We start from the raw sequence: 18052 nt of genomic DNA, 5'->3' as shown, positions 1-18052 counted from the left end.
GCCTCAGGACTCCTTGACGGCGATGGTCTCCACCGTGTTCGCCACGTGCTCGAACGCGTCCGCCGCCTCTTCCAGGACGTCCACGATCTGCTTGAGCTTGAGCACCTCGATCGCGTCGTACTTGCCGTTGAAGAGGTGGGCCAGCAGCTTGCGGTGGATCTGGTCCGCCTGGTTCTCCAGCCGGTTGACCTCGATCCAGTACTCGGTGAGGTTGTCCAGCGTGCGCAGGTTCGGCATCGCCTCCGCGGTCAGCTCGGCGGCCCGGGCCAGCACCTCGATCTGCTGCTCGACGCCCTTGGGCAGTTCCTCGATGTTGTAGAGGACGACCAGGTCGACGGCCTCCTCCATGAAGTCCATGATGTCGTCCAGGGACCCGGCGAGGGAGTAGATGTCCTCGCGGTCGAAGGGCGTGATGAACGAGGAGTTCAGCTGGTGGAAGATCGCGTGCGTGGCGTCGTCACCTGCGTGTTCCGCGGCCCGCATACGCTCTGCGATCTCGGCCCGGGCAGACGCGTCCGCCCCGAGCAGTTCCATCAGGAGTTTCGAGCCGGTGACGATGTTGTCCGCGGATGCGGCGAACATGTCGTAGAAGCTCGTCTCCCTGGGGGTCAGACGAAAGCGCACGTGTGGTCCTCGGGGTGCTTCGGTTTCGGTCAGGCTGATGCTAGGCGCAACATCCGGCCACGGCTATCGGGCCGTCCCCCAGTGTCGCCCATGGGGCACGGTGATCAGCACAGGGGCGTACCAAGGGCCCTTTACCCAGCGAAATTCGTTACCATATACCCGCCAGGGGTATGTATCCGCAGTTCGTCCGGAGATGGAGGCCCGCGATGACGACGACCGAGGCCGGCGCCACGCACGGTTACCACAAGCAGAAGGACGAACACCTCAAGCGGCTGCGCCGGATCGAGGGCCAGATCCGCGGTCTGCAGCGCATGGTGGACGAGGACACCTACTGCATCGACATACTCACCCAGGTCTCCGCCTCCACGAAGGCCCTGCAGTCCTTCGCCCTGCAGCTGCTGGAGGAGCACCTGCGGCACTGTGTCGCCGACGCGGCCCTCAAGGGCGGCGACGAGGTCGACGCGAAGGTGGAGGAGGCCACGAAGGCGATCGGCCGGCTGCTGCGCACCTGAGCGCGCGACTCAGTCCTGCCGCTCCTCGGCCACCCGCAGCACCTCGTCGATGCTTTCCAGACTGAGCCGGTCCTCGGCGGCCGAGGCGGCGATGATCAGCTCTCCGCACAGTTCGATCTCGGCGAGGGCCACGTGGTCCTGAACTGCCGTACCGCCGGCCGGAGCCACGTGCATCACCTCTTCTCTGCCGTCACCCACTTCCTAGAGTAGGGAGTGGTCTACACACCGCGCATGGCACGGACGGGCTAGTCCGCGGGTGACGTCCCGGACTAGTGCGCGGACGGGGTCCCGCCCCGGCTCTGGCCCTCGCCCTCGGCGATCCGGCCCGCGTAGATGTCCTGCGGACGCGGCAGGCGTACGTCCACGGGGGCGCCGAAGCCGTACAGCAGCGTCGTCGAGGCGACGGCCACGGCGGCCTTCTCCGGGCCGTTGACGAAGCTGAAGCGCTGGCGCAGCTTGCGGATGCGGCCCTCGTCGTCCAGATAGGCGTCGAACGGAACCTCGGCCGTGGCGAACCCTTTCGCCGCCGCCCGCAAGGGTGCCTTGTCGTCCGCCGAGGCGGATCTCGCCGCGCTCGTCAGATCGGCGGTGCCCCGGTAGTGCCGCACGGGCGTCCCGGCGACCTCGGTCCGCCCCACGTAGGCCGCCGTACGGGTCCCGCGCAGCACCTCGGCGGCGGCGTACGGGTCGGTCGCGCCGCCGGTGACGAGGTTGCCGTCGGACAGGCTCGCCGTCTCCACCCGCACCCACTTGTCGGCGGGCACTCCCGCGCCCCGGTTCTTCATGAACAGGGCGCCCGGGGCGAGGAGTTCGGTGATGGGCCGGTGCTCGAAGTCGCCCGCGGGATCCTGTGGCAGCACGACGGTCAGCCGGCCGATCCGGTGCCGGAAGTCGTAGACGCCCTTGCCGCGGATGGTGACCCGGGTGCCGCCGGTCGCCATCTCCATGGAGGTGGTGGCCTTGGAGGTGCCCGCCCCGCGCAGTGTGTCGGCGGCCCGGTGCAAGGCGGCCACCGGATCGCCCGCCGCGCCGCTCACGCCCTCCGCCGCCGTCCCGCTGACGGAACATCCCGTGGCGGCGGCGCCGAGGCCGACCATGATCCCCACCGCGACGACCGTCTTGCCTGCGCGTCTGTGCTGCCGCCGATCCATCGCCTGCCTACCCCCAGCCGGTACGTCCGTCACGGGCCCCCTGTCGTTTCGGTTAACGACGAGTAAGGGGTGCCGTCACGCGCGGCGTGGGCTGTACCGAAGGCGGGCAAAGGCCATACAAGCCCTTTAACCACGGGACCGGTAACGTTGTCACCGTGGCGCAGCAGGAGGGGCCGGAGCGAGTCCGGCAGGGGCAGGAGCACCTCACTACGACCATCGAGCAGGGCCGGTTCTGTACGGCCCGCTGCAGCTGCGGCTGGCGCGGCCCCGCCCGCCGGGCCCGCAGTCAGGCCCGCACGGACGCGGAGGGGCACACGACGGCCCTGTGAGGGGCCCAGGGGGCATCTGCCAGGACCGGCCGACGCGGGGGCGCCGGGTCCGGCGCCGGCCCGCTCATCTGTGTTCGATGGGGCGGACGAGGGCGTCCACGAGGTCGCGGTCGCGGGGCTGGGTCAGCCGTTCGCGGGCCGCGGCGGGGGAGAGCCACAGGATGCGGTCCACTTCGGCGTTCGGGGTGAAGTGCCCCTGTGTCGCTTCGGCCGCCCAGTAACGCACTTGCTTCGGGCGGCCGTTGGCCAGATAGCGAATGGTCGGCAGCTCGGGTCCCGGCTCGGCCCCGTACCCCGTCTCCTCGGAGACCTCCCGCAGGGCGCCGGCGAGCGGGTCCTCACCCCGCTTGAGCTTGCCCTTCGGATGCGACCAGTCGTCGTACTTGGGCCGGTGGACCAGACAGATCTCCAGCCCGCCGTGCACCGGCGAGCGGCGCCACAGCACGCAGCCCGCCGCCTGGACCGTGGTGTCGTTCACACCGCCTCCTCGGGAGGTTCAGGGTGCGCTGACCGTCTGCTTCTGCCACGCCTGCTGGAACGCGAACCTGGCCGCCTCCACCTCGTGCCGCTGGTCGGCGTGGAGCACGCCGAGGGCGTACGCCGTCGCCGGGGCGATACGGGGGGTACGGGCCGCCTGCGCGGCCGCTGCCGCCGCCTCCGAGGCGTCCCGGTGCCGGTTCAGCGCCTGCCCCGCCGCCAGCAGCCGTACGTCCACCGGTGCGTCGCCCGCGTACAGCACCTCACGGGCGTACCGGTGCAGGCGCAGCAGCAGGCGGACCTGGTGCCAGGGGCCGTCCTGGGGGTGCGGGGACGGGTCCGGGGACAGGCCGTGGACCAGGGCCTGAGCGTTGTAGGGGTGCCCGGCGGTGACCAGGGGGAGGGCGGCGATGGCGTCCGTGAGGCGCTCCTCGGCGGCGGCGGCCAGGGGGCGCAGGTCGGTGGTGGGGGCGGTGGCGGTGAGGGGGACTTCGCTGGCGAGTACGGCGACCTTGTCGGCGACCGCGTGGAAGCGGCTTGAGCCGAGGGCCTGGAGAGCTGTGGAGTGGGCCCTGGTGCGGGCCAGGGTCAGCTGCCGCTCCAGCAGGGCGCCCGCTTTCGCCGCGCCCACTGTGAGGTTGCCGCGTTCCGGTACGGACCTCGGGCCGGCAGGGCCACTGGTGTCGGTGAGCGCGGCTGCGCCCACCCGTGCCGCCCCGGCGGCACGACCGCCCGCCGCGGCGGCGGACGCGCCGCCCGCGTCGACGACGGCCACCGCCGGAACGGACTGCGCGGGCACGGGTGTGGAACCAGACAGGCGGTGCAGCGCCAGCAACAGCCTTTCCAGGCGGGACCCGTAGGCGAGTTCAAGGCCCAACGTGCCGGAGAGCCACGCGAGTTCGGGGCGCATCTCCTCCGACCAGTCCGCGTCCAGGAGCGGGCGGAACGTGTGCAGGCTGCCGCTGATGCGGCGGGCCGAGTGGCGCAGGGCCCGGGCGGCGTCGACGGACTCCTCCGTGCCGTTCGCCGCCGGACCGCCACCCGTCTCCCGGTGCAGGCGCAGCGCGCGGAGGAACTCCGTGGCCTGGGCGCGCAGGTAGCCGGCGAGAGCCTCCCCGGTGACCGCCTCGGCCGTGGGGTCCATCGGGTCAAGGTGTTGCTGTGCCACGCCGGCGCCTCCGGGCGTCTATGAGCATCTCCTGAACGTTTCGCAGGGGCTGTCCGTCCGCGTCGGTCGCGTGCCGGGTCCACTCGCCGTCGGGGCCGAGGTGCCAGGAGGCGGTGCTGTCGGACATGCCGGTGTCGAGCAGCCGGTTCAGGGCCGCCCGGTGGCCGGGGTCGGTGACCCGGACCAGGGCCTCTATCCGGCGGTCGAGGTTGCGGTGCATCATGTCGGCGCTCCCGATCCACACCTCGGGCTCGCCGCCGTTGCCGAAGGCGAACACCCGGGAGTGTTCGAGGAAGCGGCCGAGTATCGAGCGGACCCGGATGTTCTCCGACATGCCCGGGACACCCGGGCGGATCGCGCAGATGCCCCGCACCCAGATGTCGACCGGCACGTCGGCCTGGGACGCCCGGTAGAGCGCGTCGATGATCGCCTCGTCGACCATCGAGTTGACCTTGATGCGGACGAAGGCCGGGCGGCCCGCCTGGTGGTGCTGGACCTCCTTGTTGATCCGCGAGATCAGGCCGTCCCGCAGGGACTTGGGGGCGACCAGGAGGCGGCGGTACGTCTCGCGGCGGGAGTAGCCGGACAGGCGGTTGAAGAGGTCGGAGAGGTCGGCGCCGACCTGCGGGTCGGCGGTGAGCAGGCCGAGGTCCTCGTACAGGCGCGCCGTCTTCGGGTGGTAGTTGCCCGTGCCGACATGGCTGTAGCGGCGCAGCGTCTCGCCCTCCTGGCGGACCACCAGGGACAGCTTGCAGTGGGTCTTCAGACCGACCAGGCCGTACACGACATGGCAGCCGGCCTCCTCCAGCCGCTTGGCCCACTTGATGTTGGCGTGCTCGTCGAAGCGGGCCTTGATCTCGACCAGGACGAGGACCTGCTTGCCGGCCTCGGCGGCGTCGATGAGCGCGTTGACGATCGGGGAGTCGCCGGAGGTCCGGTACAGGGTCTGCTTGATCGCGAGGACGTCCGGGTCCTCGGCCGCCTGCTCGATGAATGCCTGCACGGACGTCGAGAAGGAGTCGTACGGGTGGTGCAGCAGGACGTCCCGGCTGCGCAGGGCCGCGAAGATGTCGGGCGCGGAGGCGGACTCGACCTCGGCCAGGTCGCGGTGGGTGCCCGCGACGAACTTCGGGTACTTCAGCTCCGGGCGGTCCAGGCCGTGGATGCGGAACAGTCCGGTGAGGTCGAGCGGACCCGGCAGCGGGTACACCTCGGCCTCGGAGATCTTCAGCTCGCGCACGAGCAGGTCGAGGACCTCGCGGTCGATCGATTCCTCGACCTCCAGGCGCACCGGCGGGCCGAAGCGGCGCCGCATGAGTTCCTTCTCCAGGGCCTGGAGCAGGTTCTCGGCGTCGTCCTCCTCGACCTCCAGGTCCTCGTTCCTGGTCAGGCGGAAGGCGTGGTGCTCGACCACCTCCATGCCCGGGAACAGCTCCTCCAGGTGCGCGGCGATGACGTCCTCGATGGGGACGTACCGGCCGGGCGCGGCCTCCAGGAAGCGGGACAGCAGCGGCGGCACCTTCACCCGGGCGAAGTGCTTGTGGCCGCTGACCGGGTTGCGTACGACGACGGCCAGGTTCAGGGACAGGCCGGAGATGTACGGGAACGGGTGCGCGGGGTCCACGGCCAGCGGGGTGAGGACCGGGAAGATCTGGTGCCGGAACAGCGTGAAGAGCCGCGCCTGCTCCTTGTCGGTCAGCTCGCTCCAGCGGACCAGGTGGATGCCCTCCTCCGCGAGGGCGGGGGCGACGTCCTCGTGGTAGCAGGCGGCGTGCCGGGCCATGAGCTCGCGCGAGCGGGCCCAGATCATCTCCAGCACCTCGCGGGGCTGCAGGCCCGAGGCCGACCGGGTGGCGACGCCGGTCGCGATGCGGCGCTTCAGACCGGCCACCCGGACCATGAAGAACTCGTCCAGGTTGCTGGCGAAGATCGCCAGGAAGTTCGCGCGCTCCAGCAGGGGTGTGTCCGGGTCCTCGGCCAGCTCCAGGACCCGCTCGTTGAACGCGAGCCAGCTGCGCTCCCGGTCGAGGAAGCGGCCGAGCGGCAGGGGGGCACCCTCCCCCGGTGCCTCCTCGTACGCGTCGAGGTCGGCATCGATGTCGGGTTCCAGGTCGGAGACGTTCGCCGCGACGGCGTGCGACCGGTGCGCCGCTATGGAGCCCACGGAGGGCTGTGGGTGCTGGACCTCTGCCTGGGTGTCTTGCTGACTCATGACCCCATTCTTCCGCGCCGGAGGCGATACGGGCGCGTCGGAACGTGCGGGTGGGAGGGCCACGACCCCGTTTCTCCCGGGCCCCACGGGAGGCGGCGAAGGTGCTGGCACGGCGGGCTGCATTGGCCGAGCCTCGCAAGCCCGGCTGAATCAATGGTTACGGCGACATGACGTGCGGGATATCGCAGGGCGGCTCGACGGCGTACCTGTCGTGGTGTGGGGCCAGAACGGGGCGGTCATCCCGACGGCTGCCCCCCGGCCGGCCTACGGCCGCCCCCCCACCTGGGCTTATGTCATGTCTCGGTGCGGTACATCAGGTCGGTCTCGTGGGTGGTGAAGCCCAGCCGCTCGTACACCGAGACCGCCGCATTGTTGTCGGCGTCCACATAGAGCATGGCCGTCGGCAGGCCCTGCCCGGCCAGATGGCGCAGGCCGATCGTGGTCAGGGCCTTGCCGAGGCCGCCGCCCTGCTCGCCCGGCCGCACCCCGAGCACGTACACCTCGCCGAGCCCCTCCTCGGCGTGCACCTTGGTCCAGTGGAAGCCGACCAGCTCCCCGGCTCGCTCGGCGAGGAAGAACCCGGCCGGGTCGAACCACGGCTGGCCCTTGCGGTCGTCCAGGTCGCGCTGGGTGAGCGAGCCCTGCTCGGGGTGGTGCGCGAAGGCGGCCGCGTTCACCGCGAGCCAGGCCGTGTCGTCCTTGCCGGGCACGAAGGAGCGCACGCTCACGCCCTCCGGCAGCCGAGGGTCGGCCAGCTCCAGGCCGGTCAACGGCCGCCGCATCTGCCGCAGTTCACGGAACAGGGTCAGCCCCAGCACCTGGGCGAGGTGCCGGGCGGCGGAGTGCCCGCCGTGCGCCCACACCCGCAGCCGCTTGCCGGAGGCGGCCAGCAGCGCCGCGCCCAGCGCCCGCCCGTGTCCGTGCCCGCGGTGCGCCGGGTGGATGACCAGTTCGGCGGCCGGCGCCTCCACCGGGTCGGTGTCCTCCAGCTGGGCGTAGCCGACGAGTTCGTCCCCGACGGACAGCAGCAGATGCGACACGCCCGCGCGGGGACCGCCGCGCAGCTGCAGGCGCCCCTGCTCGGACACCGGCTGCTGCCCGTCGACACGGGCGGCCTCGGCGAGCAGTCCGAGCACGGCCTCGGCCTGGCCCGGTCCGAGTTCGGCCTGGGTCTCGATGGAACGGGAGGGGAAGGGCCGTACGGCGTCGTCGCTGCTCATGCGTATGAGGGTACGGCGCGGCCGGGGCGAAGGGGCGGCACCGCAGCGGGTAAAGGAAGGGGCAGAGGGAAACCAGGGTATGACCATGAACCTCCCGTTGCGCTACGCGCATTGACTCTGGGCTGCGCCGGAACGGCCACGCGCCACAGCCGACCCACCGGGGGGTTCGATGCCAGCCGCGCTCCGGCGCGCCGGATCACGGTCGTGAAGCAAGACCTGGCCGGCGCCGGAGAAGCCCGCTCCCGCGCCGGCCGCGCCCTGACCTCGGCGATTCGCCGGCCGCCCGGACCGTCGCGGCGCGCCCGCCGGAGGCGGTCGCCGGCCGTGAACCGCCGAGGTCAGGGCGCGGGCGGCTGGTCGGTCGGCGTGCACTCCCGTTCGTGCTGGCTGGGGATCTTGCCGCAGATGGTGATGGTGGAGGCGGGTGCATCGGCGGTGGAGAGCATGCGGGTGTAGGTGTCGGTGCCGACGCGGATGGTGGCGTCCTCGGTGCGGCCCCAGCGGTCGGTGATGGAGACGGCGTCGCCGACGGTGCCGTTCTCCACGCGGCCCCAGACGGCCTTGCACCGGGGGCTGTAGCGGAGCTGTATCTGCAGTCCTCTCAGCCAGGTCTGGCGGGCGGTGACGGCGTCCCACTGGCAGTTCCTGGCCTGGGGCTCTGCCTCGAGACAGCTGTCGCCCCGGCAGCCGGGCCTCGGGGCGGTGGCCGTGGCACGGGCGGCGACCTCGCGGGACGGGAGCGCCGGGGGCGTGGCGGTGGCCGAGTGGCCGTCGTCCATGAGCAGGACCGCGCCGAGTGCGCCCAGGAGGGCGCCGGAGGCGACGTAGCCCAGGGGCAGGAGCCGGCGCAGCAGCAGGCCGACGCGGCCCCGGCTCCCGCCGGTGGTGCGGGGAGCACCGGTCTCCTGGCTGTCGGCGGGGGCCGCGAGCGCGTCCCGCGGTGTCTCGGCGAGCTCGCGGGACGTGGTGTCGAGGGCGTCCCAGAGGGCGAGCAACGGGGAGGGGTCCTCGCCCACGGCGGCGGCCAGTTGCTCCACCGCGACCCGGGTGGGCAGTTGCTTGCCGTTCAGGAACCGCTCCCAGGAGGAGCGGCTGTAGTGCGTGCGGCCGGCGAGGCGTCCGTAGCTGAGTCCGGAGGCGTCCTTCATCCGGCGCATCTCGGCGAGCAGCCGCTCTCTACCATCTACAGGCGCACTGCTCGCGCCACTGACCGTAACGGTCACAGAATCCCCCTAGTTTTCCCCCAGTCAAGAGCATTTTGCGGCCACTCCAGGACCGGCCGAGACCGGCTCGCCGGTGACGTGCGTCACGGGACGTCCCAGACGTCTCTGGGATCCCCTGAACCCTGGTGGGACGGCGGCTCCGCGGACCACGCTGGTGGACGTTTCCCACCTCTCGTTCAGGAGCGTGACGTGACCCATTCCTCCCTCGACCGCCGTGGTTTCCTCCGCCTCGGCACCCGCACCGTCGCCGCCGCGGCCTCACTCGCCGTCGCCGTCGACCTCGGCCTGGCCGGCCAGGCCTCCGCCCACAGCTGGGGCGGCAATCTCTCGCAGGGGTCCTCCGGCAGCGACGTCGCCGAACTGCAGATCCGGATCGCGGGCTGGGCCGCCGACTCCGCGTCGCAGAGCTACGTGGCCGTCGACGGCTCGTTCGGGCCGGGTACCGACGCGGCGCTGCGGCGCTTCCAGTCGGCGTACGGGCTGTCGGCCGACGGCGTCGCCGGGCCGCAGACGTTCTCCGTGCTCAACAGCCTGGAGAAGTCCGACGGTTCCACCGCGCACTTCGACTTCTCGGAGTTCACCAGCCACGACGGCTCCGGCTTCGGCGGCGGCAAGGTCGGCGCGAGCGAGGTGAAGGAGAACGTACGGCGGACCATGTACAAGCTGGAGGCCCTGCGGAAGAAGGCCGGAGGCAGCGCGGTCACCATCAACTCGGGCTTCCGCAGCGTCGCGTACAACTCCTCGGTGGGCGGCGCGTCGAACTCGATGCACGTCTACGGTGTCGCCGCCGACCTCGCCGTCGCCGGCCACTCCACGCTGCAGGTGTACCGGATCGCCGAGACGTGCGGCTTCTCGGGCCTGGAGACGTACACCGTGTCCTGGCAGCACGTGGACAGCCGGGTCGAGCACTCGAACTACGGGTCGGGCTTCTGGTGGTGGCAGGACGGCGTGGCGTAAGCAGGCCGCACGACGACATGAGGGTGCCCCCGCAGAACAGGATCTGCGGGGGCACCCTCATGCGCCGGCGACGGGGGTTCAGGCCACCAGACGGCTCCAGGTCCGGGCGTCCACGACGCCGTCGGCGGGCAGGCCCGCCGCGGACTGGAAGGACCTCACCCCGGCCGCGGTGCCGGGCCCGAAGGCACCGTCCACCGTCGTAGCGGTGCCGTGCGCGGTGAGCTGGCTCTGCACGGCCTTCACGGCGCTGCCCGAGGCGCCGGCGGCCAGCGGCGCCACCGCCTGGCTCCAGGTCTGGTTGCCCGCGATGCCGTCGGCGGCGGCGTGCGTGGTGTTCTGGAAGGCGGTGACCGCGGCCTGCGTCGCCGGCCCGTAGGAGCCGTCGACGGTGAGCGTCTGCCCGCGCTGCACCAGCAGGTACTGCAGCGTCCGCACCTGTTCGCCGGTGGAGCCGCTCGCCAGCACCGGCCAGACGGGGCCGGTCGGATCGCCGCCGATACGGGCGGCGACGTCCCTGCGTATCTGCGGGATGAGCGCGTAGAGGCGGTCGCCGGGGCATTCGGTGTTGTTGAAGTCCCGGTGCCCGTACACCTGGTAGGCGCGCAGCCCGTACTGCCGGCAGATGTGGGTGATGAGGTCCACGAGTGCCGCGTACTGCGTGCCGAGCGGATCGACGCTGCTGTACGTGCCCTCGTTCTCGATGCCGATCGCCACCGTGTTCTGCCCCGTGCAGTGCGCGGACTCCACGTGCTGGGTGCCCGACTGCAGTGTGGACAGGCTGCTGTGGCGGCCCTCCGTGATGTAGCCGCCCCGGCTGATCGTGAAGTGCTGGCCGGTGTCGATCCAGCCCTCGGTGTCCATCTGGTACGTCTGCATCGCGCGGGCCAGCGCGTAGGAGTGCGCCTGCGAGTAGTCGGTGACGTTGTCGGTCGCGGTGTGGTGGACGATGACCTTGTCCGGGGCGCCGCCGATGACGTTGAGCGGCTTCGAGGGCGGCCGGGCGCCCCATGTGTCCGTCCCGGCGATCGTCGGACCGCTCGCGGCCCGCGCGGTACCGGCGGCCGGTCCGGACGCCATCAGGGTGCCGGCGCCGATGGCGAGCGCCCCGGTGAGGACGGTACGGCGGCGGGGTGCGGGCGTCCGCATCAGCAGGCCTCCAGTCCCGCGGGCGGGTCGGAGGGGGTGTTGACGTTGCCGCCCCACGAGTAGACGTCGTAGTACTGCGTGCTGGTGCCGGGGTCATGGACGTTGCCCTTGTACCAGATGTCCGTGTGGTAGTGCCCGTCGTCCACGTACGTGCCGCGGGTGTAGCAGTAGATCCAGAAGTCCAGCTCCTGGGTGGAGATCCCACGCGTCGAGCTGGAGGTCGAAGGGCCGTTCCGCAGGCGCGAGTTGGCGTCCATCGAGTAGTGCTGAAAGTCGTACGCCTGGGCCGACGGCGCGGCGACGGTGAGTGCGGCCGTCGCGGCGAGGGTGAGGGTGAGGGAGGCGGCGACAGTGCCCGCCTTGCTGAAGAAACGCATGTTCAACTCCAAGAGGGGTTCAGAACCAGTCCGTGCAGATCGGGTTGTTGCCGTGGTCGTCGTACTGGCAGGCGTGGGACTTGAGATCGGCGTCCTGGATCATGGCCGTCCACTGCGTGTACGTGCCGGTGGGGATGAAGGAGTAGCCGAAGTACCGGTTGTTCATGACCTCGTACTTGTCGAAGGGCACGGGGTTCTTCACCCGGGCCCAGGCGGTACGGCAGTACGGGCTGTAGCGCAGTTCGACACCGGTGTACGTGGTGTGCACGGTCTCCGCGTCGTCCTGGCAGACGGTGGTGGCGGGGTCCAGACCGTCGCACAGGTCCATCCGGCACCAGGTGGCCGCGGACGAGGGCGAGGCGGAGCCGAGGACCAGCCCGGAGGCGGCGAGCAGCAGCGAGGCGCCGAGCGGGACGAGCCGTCGGGCAAGGGCGCGCATGGGTGCGGGGATCATTCCGGCGGCCGTCAGTACTTGGAGGTGCAGTTGTAGCCGCCGTCGCTGCCGAGGTTGTCGCAGGCCCGGGCCCACAGATCCTTGTCGTCGACCATCGCGGTGAAGTAGTTCCCGCTCGCGTTGCTCGGGACGTCCACCGAGTACGCCGTGCCCTTCGAGTTCTCGACCCAGAGCGTGTCCGTGCCGCCGTTGATCCCGCCGACCCGTCGTGCCCAGGCGGCACGGCAGGAGGGGCTGTAACGCAGCTCGACCTGGGTCCAGGTGGTGTCGATGGTTCTCGCGTCGTTCGCGCAGGACGTGTCGGCCGGGTTGCGGCCGTTGCATTCGGGCCCGTAGCAGCCGGCCGCGGCGGAGGCGGGCGAGGCGGTGCCGAACAGCAGGCCGGAGGCGGCGAGCGCCATGACGGCGCCCGTCGTACCGAGACGGCGGGTCAGGGAAGGCATGGGGAACTCCGTTGTCTTCGCAGGAGATGGGGAGGCTCGGATGTCGAGCCCGCCCAATCTCCCCCGCCGCCCCGCGTCCCGGTAACCGTCCCGCGTCCAAGGGACGTCCCAGAGACAGGCGCTCGGCTACGGCTCCCACGGCGCCGCGGGGACCTGGGACTCCCAGCGCCGGTGCAGCAGCGCGGCGAGCACCGCGAACGTGGCCAGCGGAAGCCCCAGGAGCAGCAGGAGTGTGGGCGGGTGGGGATCGGTGAACAGCAGCGCCACCCACAGCAGGAAGCCGCACAGGAGGGCGATGAGCCCGCCGGTGACGGCCCGCTCCCATGCCTTGCGGTGTCCGGCCCGCCGCCGGATCAGGGCCTCCACCTGCGGCCGCCGCTCCCAGGCGGCGCCGCGGTGCGGTGCGGCGGCCTCGCGCAGCGCGGCGACTTCCCGGCGCGGGTCGTCCAGCTGCAGGTCGTCCATGTGCGGCAGCACGAACCGGCGGCCCTCGGTGTCGTACAGGTAGGTGATCCACTTACGGGCGGACTTGGCGGCGTTCGGCACCTGTTCGACCCGGATGTCGTAGATGTCGTGCCAGGCCCGGCCGCGCTCGGTCAGTGCCCGCCGTGCGGTGATCCCGTGGGCCGTGACGAGCGTGCGGCCACGCCGGGTGTACAGCGCCATCTTCGCGAACAGCGCGAGGTAGAGCGCGAGGAGTGACAACGGAACCCAGTGGGGCAGGGTGTGGTGCTCCCACATGTGGTGGAGGCCGTTCAGGCCCAGCAGCCCGATGCTGAAGGACATGAGCAGCGGTATCCGTCTCCGCTTGCGGTACTCCCGCTCGATCCCGCTCCCGTACCCGTCCATGCCCCGCCCACCGCCCCTGTCCGTACATCTGTGCGGAGGGATCATAGGGCGGAGCGTCGCGGTCCACGAGACCTGGGAGAGCGGCAGGGCGCGGAGCATCGCCCGGGCGGCCTGGCCCAGGACGATGCGGGGCCGGCGGCGTCGGCTCAGGGGGAGCGGCAGGGAAGCGGCCGACTTCCAGTGACCGGGTGGCCGTACTGGCCCTGATCACGGAGTTGTTGATGCCCTGGCTGCCGCCCCGGCCGGAGCAGCGGGCGTATAGCCCTTCGGGCACGGTCGGCAGGGCGGTCAGGGAGCGGGGTCCTGGCCCTGCTCCTGACCGCCCTGGGACGGGTGGGTGGACTTCTTCACTGCGTGGTTGTGCGGTCGGCGGACAGGAACTGCCGCCGGGTGTATGTCAGTTGCAGAAGTTGAGGAGGTCGAGGATGCCGTTGCCGCACTTGTTTACGTCGCCGTAGCCGTCGCCGCCTCCGCCGTGGCCGTATGCCGGGGTGGCCTTTGCGGCGACGTGCGTGGCGGGGGTTGCCGCCACTGCGGAGGTGGCAGTTGCCAGCCCTGCCGCACAGGCGATGCTCAGGGCGGCGCTCACCGCGAACACTCGCGGAATCCGGGAAACAGTCTTCTGGGGGCGAGATGTGGTGTTCATATGCTCACCATGCACACCCTCGCGACCACGCGCGCGCCGAGCGCATCCGGGCGGGTGACCCACCGTCAGACCGGCTCGGAATCCGCTTCCGGGCATACGCCGGCCGCGGCTGACCGCGATGCGCGGCACATCGCTCAGTGACTCCACGGCCCTCGTGAGCGCGAAGCGCACCGCGTGTTCGCCCGCCCCGGCGTCGGCCAGGACGGCCCGGGCACCGACGAGCACCTGTTCACCCGAGCCGAGCTGGGCATCTTCCACGTCGTCAGCGAGCAGGGAGAGCCTGCTGTTATCGCTGTCGGCGCTGAGATGGCAGGGCTTGCCCTCGGGCGTGGTCCAGGGCAGGAGGCGGAGCGTGTCCGGGGGCGGGGCCTGCGGCCCTTCGGCGGCGTTCACGCGGACACCTCCAGGAGGTAGGGGCGTACGAGAGGGGTGTCCCATTCAAAGGGGCATACGTCGATGCGGTGACCGGGGGGTGCGGTCAACAGTGGTTCGGCGAACGGTGGTTGGGCCACAGCCGCTCGGTGGCGTCCCCGGGCGGGCAGCAACGCTCGCTCGAGGGTGAGGCGGGTCCGCGCACGTTCGGGTGACGTATGCCGGAAGGTCTGATGTTCGAGCTACGGCTGGCTGAATGGTCGAAGCGAACCTCTTACACCGCCTCCGGCGGAGCCGTAGCCGCCCCCGGCAACCGCACCGTCGCCACGGTCCCGCCGCCCTCCGCCCACGCCAGCGTCACCTCGCCGCCCGCCTGCTGGATCGTGCGGGCCACGATGGACAGGCCCAGGCCGGAACCCGGCAGTGCACGTGCGCTCGGTGAGCGCCAGAAGCGGTCGAAGACGTAGGGGAGCTCGTCGGCGGGGATGCCGCGGCCGTGGTCACGGACCGTCAGCACTCCCTCGCTCAGCTGCACCTCGACCGTGCCGCCCTCGGGGCTGAACTTCACCGCGTTGTCGAGGATGTTGACGACCGCCCGCTCCAGCGCGGAGGGCTCCGCGCGGACGAACCAGGGCTTCAGGTCCGCCGCGATCGTCAGCTCGGGGCCGCGCAGCCGGGCCCGGTGCAGGGCCGACTCCACGGCGTCCTGGAAGGAGACCACCTCGACTCGTTCGCCGCGCTGGCCCTCGGAGCGGGACAGCTCCTGCAAGTCGCCGATCAGCGAGGCCAGTTCCGACATCTGCGCCTTCACGGAGGCGAGGAGCGCCTTGCGGTCCTCCGGGGGGAGGGGGCGGCCCGTCTCCTCGCTGCGGGTGAGCAGTTCGATGTTGGTGCGCAGGGAGGTGAGGGGGGTGCGGAGCTCGTGACCGGCGTCCGCGATCAGCTGCTGCTGCATGTCGCGGGAGCTGGCCAGCGCGGTGGTCATCGAGTTGAAGGACCGGGAGAGGCGGGCGACCTCGTCCTCGCTGTCTTCGTCCACGGGGATGCGGACGCTCAAGTCCTCCGTCCGCGCCACGTGTTCGACGGCATCCGTGAGCTTGTCGACCGGACGCAGACCCGCACGAGCCACCGCGAGCCCGGCCGCGCCGGCACCCACCACTCCGATGCCGGAGACGAGAAGCAGGATCAGCGCGAGATCGTTGAGCGTGTTCTGGGTGTTCCTCAGCGGGATGGCGACGAGCAGGGCCGTGCCCGGATACAGCTCCGGCGGATTGCCGAAACCCTGGGTGACGGTGAGGGGCGCGGTCAGGACGCGTACGGCGTGGCCGTCGGAGTCGGTGCCGTTGCGCTGTACGGCGTCGTCGGAGGACGAAGCGATGACACCGGTGTCCGAAGAGGTGGTCAGCACCCGCCCCGCGGAGCTGGAGGACACGCAGGCGGTGCCGTTCCGCTTGACCAGCTCGACGTAGTAGTAGTTGCCGTTGTTGCGGAGGATGCCGAGGTTGGACTGGCTGGGCTTCTGCGGACACGTTGCGAGCGCGCCCACCACGTCGTTCAGGTGCTGAGGCTGCCAGGCCTTGCGCAGGTCGGCATCGACCTGGTCGTACAGCTTCCGCTGCACGATGAACCAGCACGTGACCGAGACCGCCGCCACCGCGAACGCCACCGCGGCCGCGACCAGCATCGCCAGGCGTGCCCGGATCGGCAGTGCCCGGTACCGGCGTACCAGCCTCCTCACTCCGCGCCGCCCTGCCGCAGGACATACCCCACGCCCCGGACCGTGTGCACGAGCCGCGGCTCGCCCCCGGCCTCCGTCTTGCGGCGCAGGTACATGACGTAGACGTCCAGTGAGTTCGAGGAGGGCTCGAAGTCGAAGCCCCAAACGGCCTTGAGGATCTGCTCGCGGGTGAGTACCTGGCGGGGATGGGCCATGAACATCTCCAGGAGCGTGAACTCCGTGCGGGTCAGCTCCACCTGCCGCGCGCCGCGCGTGACCTCCCGTGTCGCGAGGTCCATGCGCAGATCGGCGAAGGTGAGCGCCTCGTCCTGCTGGGCCTCGGGGGAGACCGCCGCCGCGTAGGAGCTGCGGCGCAGGAGTGCACGGATGCGGGCGAAGAGTTCGTCCAGTTCGAAGGGTTTGACCAGGTAGTCGTCGGCCCCGGCGTCCAGTCCCGTCACCCGGTCGCCGACCGTGTCGCGGGCCGTGAGCATGAGGATCGGGGTCGTGTCCCCGGTGCCCCGGATGCGCCGCGCCGCCGTCAGACCGTCCATGCGGGGCATCTGGATGTCCAGGACGACCAGGTCCGGCCGGTAGGCCGTGGCCTTCTCCAGCGCGTCCGCGCCGTCGACCGCGACCTCGGTGTCGTACCCCTCGAAGGCGAGGCTGCGCTGGAGTGCCTCGCGGACGGCGGGCTCGTCGTCGACGATCAGAATGCGCAGGGGGTCACGGTCGCCTTCGGCGGGACTCATCGCTCGCGATTCCTCGGGGTGCGGTGGGGCGTGTGGACGGAGTGTCTCTCGGCGGGAGCGTCTCTCAGCGTCGCATGTTTCCGGCCCGCCGGGCACGCGGACCGGGCTAGGCCTGGAGCACCGCCAGGCCGCGGACCGTGTTCAGGCGGCGCAGCGGCACCTTGCGGCGGTGCGGGCGGTCGGCCGAGGTGCGCAGGCCCATCATCTCGGGGACGTGGGCGATCTGCGGGGGCCGGGGGGCCGGGGCGGGCCGGGTCGCCGCGGTCGGCGCGTGCAGTTCGTACGCGACCGAGAGGGCCAGTGCGAGGGCGGCCGGGCCGGTGCCGGCGGCCTGGTGGGAAACCTTCCTGATCATGACGTGCTCCCTGATGTGCCGGGTGGATCGGTCAGCTGGTGGAGCCGGCCCGCAACTTCGCCAGGTCGGACTTGACGGTGTTGATGGGGATCGCGAAGCCGAGGCCGATGCTGCCCGCGTCCGAGGAGGACGAGGCCTGTGAACTCGACGAGTACATCGCGGAGTTGATGCCGATGACGCGGCCGGCCGCGTCGATCAGCGCGCCGCCGGAGTTGCCGGGGTTGAGCGAGGCGTCCGTCTGGATCGCCTTGTAGGTCGTCGTGGACGAGCCCGTGTCGCCGTTGAACTGTCGGCCGCCGAACTGGAACGGCCACTGTCCGTCGCCTCCCTGGCCCTGGCTCTCGTCCGTGGAGACCGTCACGTCACGGTTGAGCGCGGAGACGATGCCGCTGGTGACGGTGCCGGTCAGGCCCTCGGGGGAGCCGATCGCGACGACCGCGTCACCGACCTGGACGGAAGAGGAGCTGCCGAGCGCGGCGGGCTTCAGGCCCGAGGCGCCCTTCAGCTTGATCAGCGCGAGGTCCTTGGAGCTGTCGGTGCCGACGACCTCGGCCGGGTAGACCCTGCCGTCGCTGGTGCGCACCTTGACGGAGGAGGCGCCGGAGATGACGTGGTTGTTGGTGACGATCTCGCCGTTGCCGGTGATGATCACGCCGGAGCCGGTGGACGAGCCGTTGCCGAGGGTCGCCTGGACCTCGACCACGCTCGGGCTGACCGCGGAGGCGATCGCGGCGACGTCGCCCTTCTTGCCGGTGGGCACCACGTTGGTGGTGGTACCGGCCGAGGCGGCCGTGTCCTTCCCGGTCAGCTGCTGGAAGGCGTAGGCCGTGCCACCGCCGACGGCGGCCGCGACGATCGCCACCGCGGCGAGCAGCCCGACCGGGCCGCGGGCGCGCTTCCTGCGCGGCGCGGGCCCGGGGTCCGGGGCCGCCGCCGGCTGGTACGAGGGCGGGGGCGGCCACTCGGGGTTCACGGGAGCGGAGTAGGCGTGCTGCGGAGCGTAGGGACCCTGGGGGTTCTCGTCGTACTCGCCGCTGCGGCGGATGCTCTCGGTCATGACAAACAGCC

At 71.3% G+C, this 18052-nt stretch carries 20 protein-coding genes and 1 pseudogene; 3 read left to right on the top strand and 18 right to left on the bottom strand.

Annotated elements, in window-relative coordinates; genetic code table 11:
* Window positions 1–3 precede the first annotated feature (3 nt).
* Window positions 4–624 (bottom strand): DUF47 domain-containing protein, encoded by a 621-nt coding sequence (locus AVL59_RS45595; RefSeq protein ID WP_067316198.1) that lies wholly within the window; start codon window positions 622–624, stop codon window positions 4–6.
* Between the two features lie 206 nt (window positions 625–830).
* Here AVL59_RS45595 and AVL59_RS45590 point away from each other — a divergent pair, with 206 nt between their 5' ends.
* A complete protein-coding gene (locus AVL59_RS45590) occupies window positions 831–1136 on the top strand; it encodes a metal-sensitive transcriptional regulator (protein ID WP_067005312.1) in 306 nt (101 codons plus the stop codon).
* A gap of 9 nt (window positions 1137–1145) precedes the next feature.
* On the opposite strand, the gene AVL59_RS52910 is transcribed toward AVL59_RS45590, so the two are convergent.
* Together AVL59_RS52910 and AVL59_RS45585 are read right to left on the bottom strand one after the other, a co-directional pair.
* A complete protein-coding gene (locus tag AVL59_RS52910) occupies window positions 1146–1310 on the bottom strand; it encodes a hypothetical protein (RefSeq protein ID WP_208870559.1) in 165 nt (54 codons plus the stop codon).
* Between the two features lie 95 nt (window positions 1311–1405).
* Window positions 1406–2287 (bottom strand): SCO4651 family lipoprotein, encoded by an 882-nt coding sequence (locus AVL59_RS45585; RefSeq protein WP_067316196.1) that lies wholly within the window; start codon window positions 2285–2287, stop codon window positions 1406–1408.
* Window positions 2288–2442: 155 nt separating this feature from the next.
* On the opposite strand from AVL59_RS45585, the gene AVL59_RS53415 reads away from it, so the two are divergent.
* Entirely contained in the window at window positions 2443–2616 is a 174-nt protein-coding gene (locus AVL59_RS53415; RefSeq protein ID WP_167549317.1) for a hypothetical protein, read from the top strand.
* Window positions 2617–2680: 64 nt separating this feature from the next.
* On the opposite strand, the gene AVL59_RS45580 is transcribed toward AVL59_RS53415, so the two are convergent.
* The 5 genes from AVL59_RS45580 to AVL59_RS45560 form a co-directional block, all read right to left on the bottom strand.
* Window positions 2681–3094 (bottom strand): NUDIX hydrolase, encoded by a 414-nt coding sequence (locus tag AVL59_RS45580; protein WP_067316195.1) that lies wholly within the window; start codon window positions 3092–3094, stop codon window positions 2681–2683.
* An 18-nt stretch (window positions 3095–3112) separates the two neighbouring features.
* Window positions 3113–4261 carry a CHAD domain-containing protein gene (locus AVL59_RS45575; protein ID WP_067316193.1) on the bottom strand — a complete coding sequence of 383 codons (1149 nt, stop codon included), beginning with the start codon at window positions 4259–4261 and terminating at the stop codon, window positions 3113–3115.
* Window positions 4242–6473, bottom strand: coding sequence for an RNA degradosome polyphosphate kinase (locus AVL59_RS45570; RefSeq protein ID WP_067316192.1), 2232 nt, complete (start codon window positions 6471–6473; stop codon window positions 4242–4244). Before AVL59_RS45570 ends, AVL59_RS45575 begins: the two co-directional genes overlap by 20 nt.
* Before the next feature lie 293 nt (window positions 6474–6766).
* On the bottom strand, window positions 6767–7693 hold the full coding sequence (gene mshD / locus AVL59_RS45565; protein WP_067316190.1) for a mycothiol synthase: 927 nt from the start codon (window positions 7691–7693) through the stop codon (window positions 6767–6769).
* Between the two features lie 338 nt (window positions 7694–8031).
* Window positions 8032–8850 (bottom strand): helix-turn-helix domain-containing protein, encoded by an 819-nt coding sequence (locus AVL59_RS45560; RefSeq protein ID WP_079147305.1) that lies wholly within the window; start codon window positions 8848–8850, stop codon window positions 8032–8034.
* Window positions 8851–9105: 255 nt separating this feature from the next.
* On the opposite strand from AVL59_RS45560, the gene AVL59_RS45555 reads away from it, so the two are divergent.
* Entirely contained in the window at window positions 9106–9873 is a 768-nt protein-coding gene (locus AVL59_RS45555; protein ID WP_067316186.1) for a D-Ala-D-Ala carboxypeptidase family metallohydrolase, read from the top strand.
* 78 nt (window positions 9874–9951) lie between these two features.
* Here the strand turns inward: AVL59_RS45555 and AVL59_RS45550 are convergent, their stop codons facing one another.
* The 10 genes and pseudogenes from AVL59_RS45550 to AVL59_RS45500 all read right to left on the bottom strand — a co-directional run bounded on the left by AVL59_RS45550 (window position 9952) and on the right by AVL59_RS45500 (window position 18041).
* Complete coding sequence (locus AVL59_RS45550; protein WP_067316184.1) at window positions 9952–11019, bottom strand: peptidoglycan recognition protein family protein; 1068 nt, start codon at window positions 11017–11019, stop codon at window positions 9952–9954.
* Complete coding sequence (locus tag AVL59_RS45545; protein WP_067316182.1) at window positions 11019–11396, bottom strand: hypothetical protein; 378 nt, start codon at window positions 11394–11396, stop codon at window positions 11019–11021. Before AVL59_RS45545 ends, AVL59_RS45550 begins: the two co-directional genes overlap by 1 nt.
* A gap of 19 nt (window positions 11397–11415) precedes the next feature.
* Complete coding sequence (locus AVL59_RS45540) at window positions 11416–11835, bottom strand: DUF2690 domain-containing protein (RefSeq protein ID WP_067316180.1); 420 nt, start codon at window positions 11833–11835, stop codon at window positions 11416–11418.
* Window positions 11836–11861: 26 nt separating this feature from the next.
* Window positions 11862–12293 (bottom strand): DUF2690 domain-containing protein, encoded by a 432-nt coding sequence (locus AVL59_RS45535; RefSeq protein ID WP_067316178.1) that lies wholly within the window; start codon window positions 12291–12293, stop codon window positions 11862–11864.
* Window positions 12294–12419: 126 nt separating this feature from the next.
* Window positions 12420–13142, bottom strand: coding sequence for a hypothetical protein (locus AVL59_RS45530; RefSeq protein ID WP_067316176.1), 723 nt, complete (start codon window positions 13140–13142; stop codon window positions 12420–12422).
* Between the two features lie 739 nt (window positions 13143–13881).
* Window positions 13882–14181 (bottom strand): annotated as a pseudogene (locus tag AVL59_RS50170) (hypothetical protein); the annotation flags it as partial.
* A 253-nt stretch (window positions 14182–14434) separates the two neighbouring features.
* Window positions 14435–15898: a sensor histidine kinase gene (locus AVL59_RS45515; protein ID WP_067316171.1), complete on the bottom strand. Its 1464-nt coding sequence runs from the start codon at window positions 15896–15898 to the stop codon at window positions 14435–14437.
* Entirely contained in the window at window positions 15895–16629 is a 735-nt protein-coding gene (locus AVL59_RS45510; RefSeq protein WP_067316169.1) for a response regulator transcription factor, read from the bottom strand. Before AVL59_RS45510 ends, AVL59_RS45515 begins: the two co-directional genes overlap by 4 nt.
* Window positions 16630–16735: 106 nt before the next feature.
* Window positions 16736–16984, bottom strand: a complete 249-nt coding sequence (locus AVL59_RS45505) for a hypothetical protein (protein WP_067316167.1) — start codon at window positions 16982–16984, stop codon at window positions 16736–16738.
* Between the two features lie 31 nt (window positions 16985–17015).
* Window positions 17016–18041 (bottom strand): S1C family serine protease, encoded by a 1026-nt coding sequence (locus tag AVL59_RS45500; protein WP_067316165.1) that lies wholly within the window; start codon window positions 18039–18041, stop codon window positions 17016–17018.
* Window positions 18042–18052: the final 11 nt, after the last annotated feature.

It is taken from the genome of Streptomyces griseochromogenes, from assembly GCF_001542625.1.
In the GTDB taxonomy this organism is placed as follows: domain Bacteria; phylum Actinomycetota; class Actinomycetes; order Streptomycetales; family Streptomycetaceae; genus Streptomyces; species Streptomyces griseochromogenes.
Note: the sequence above shows the minus strand (reverse complement) of the source record. Positions and strands in the feature narration are given on the sequence as shown.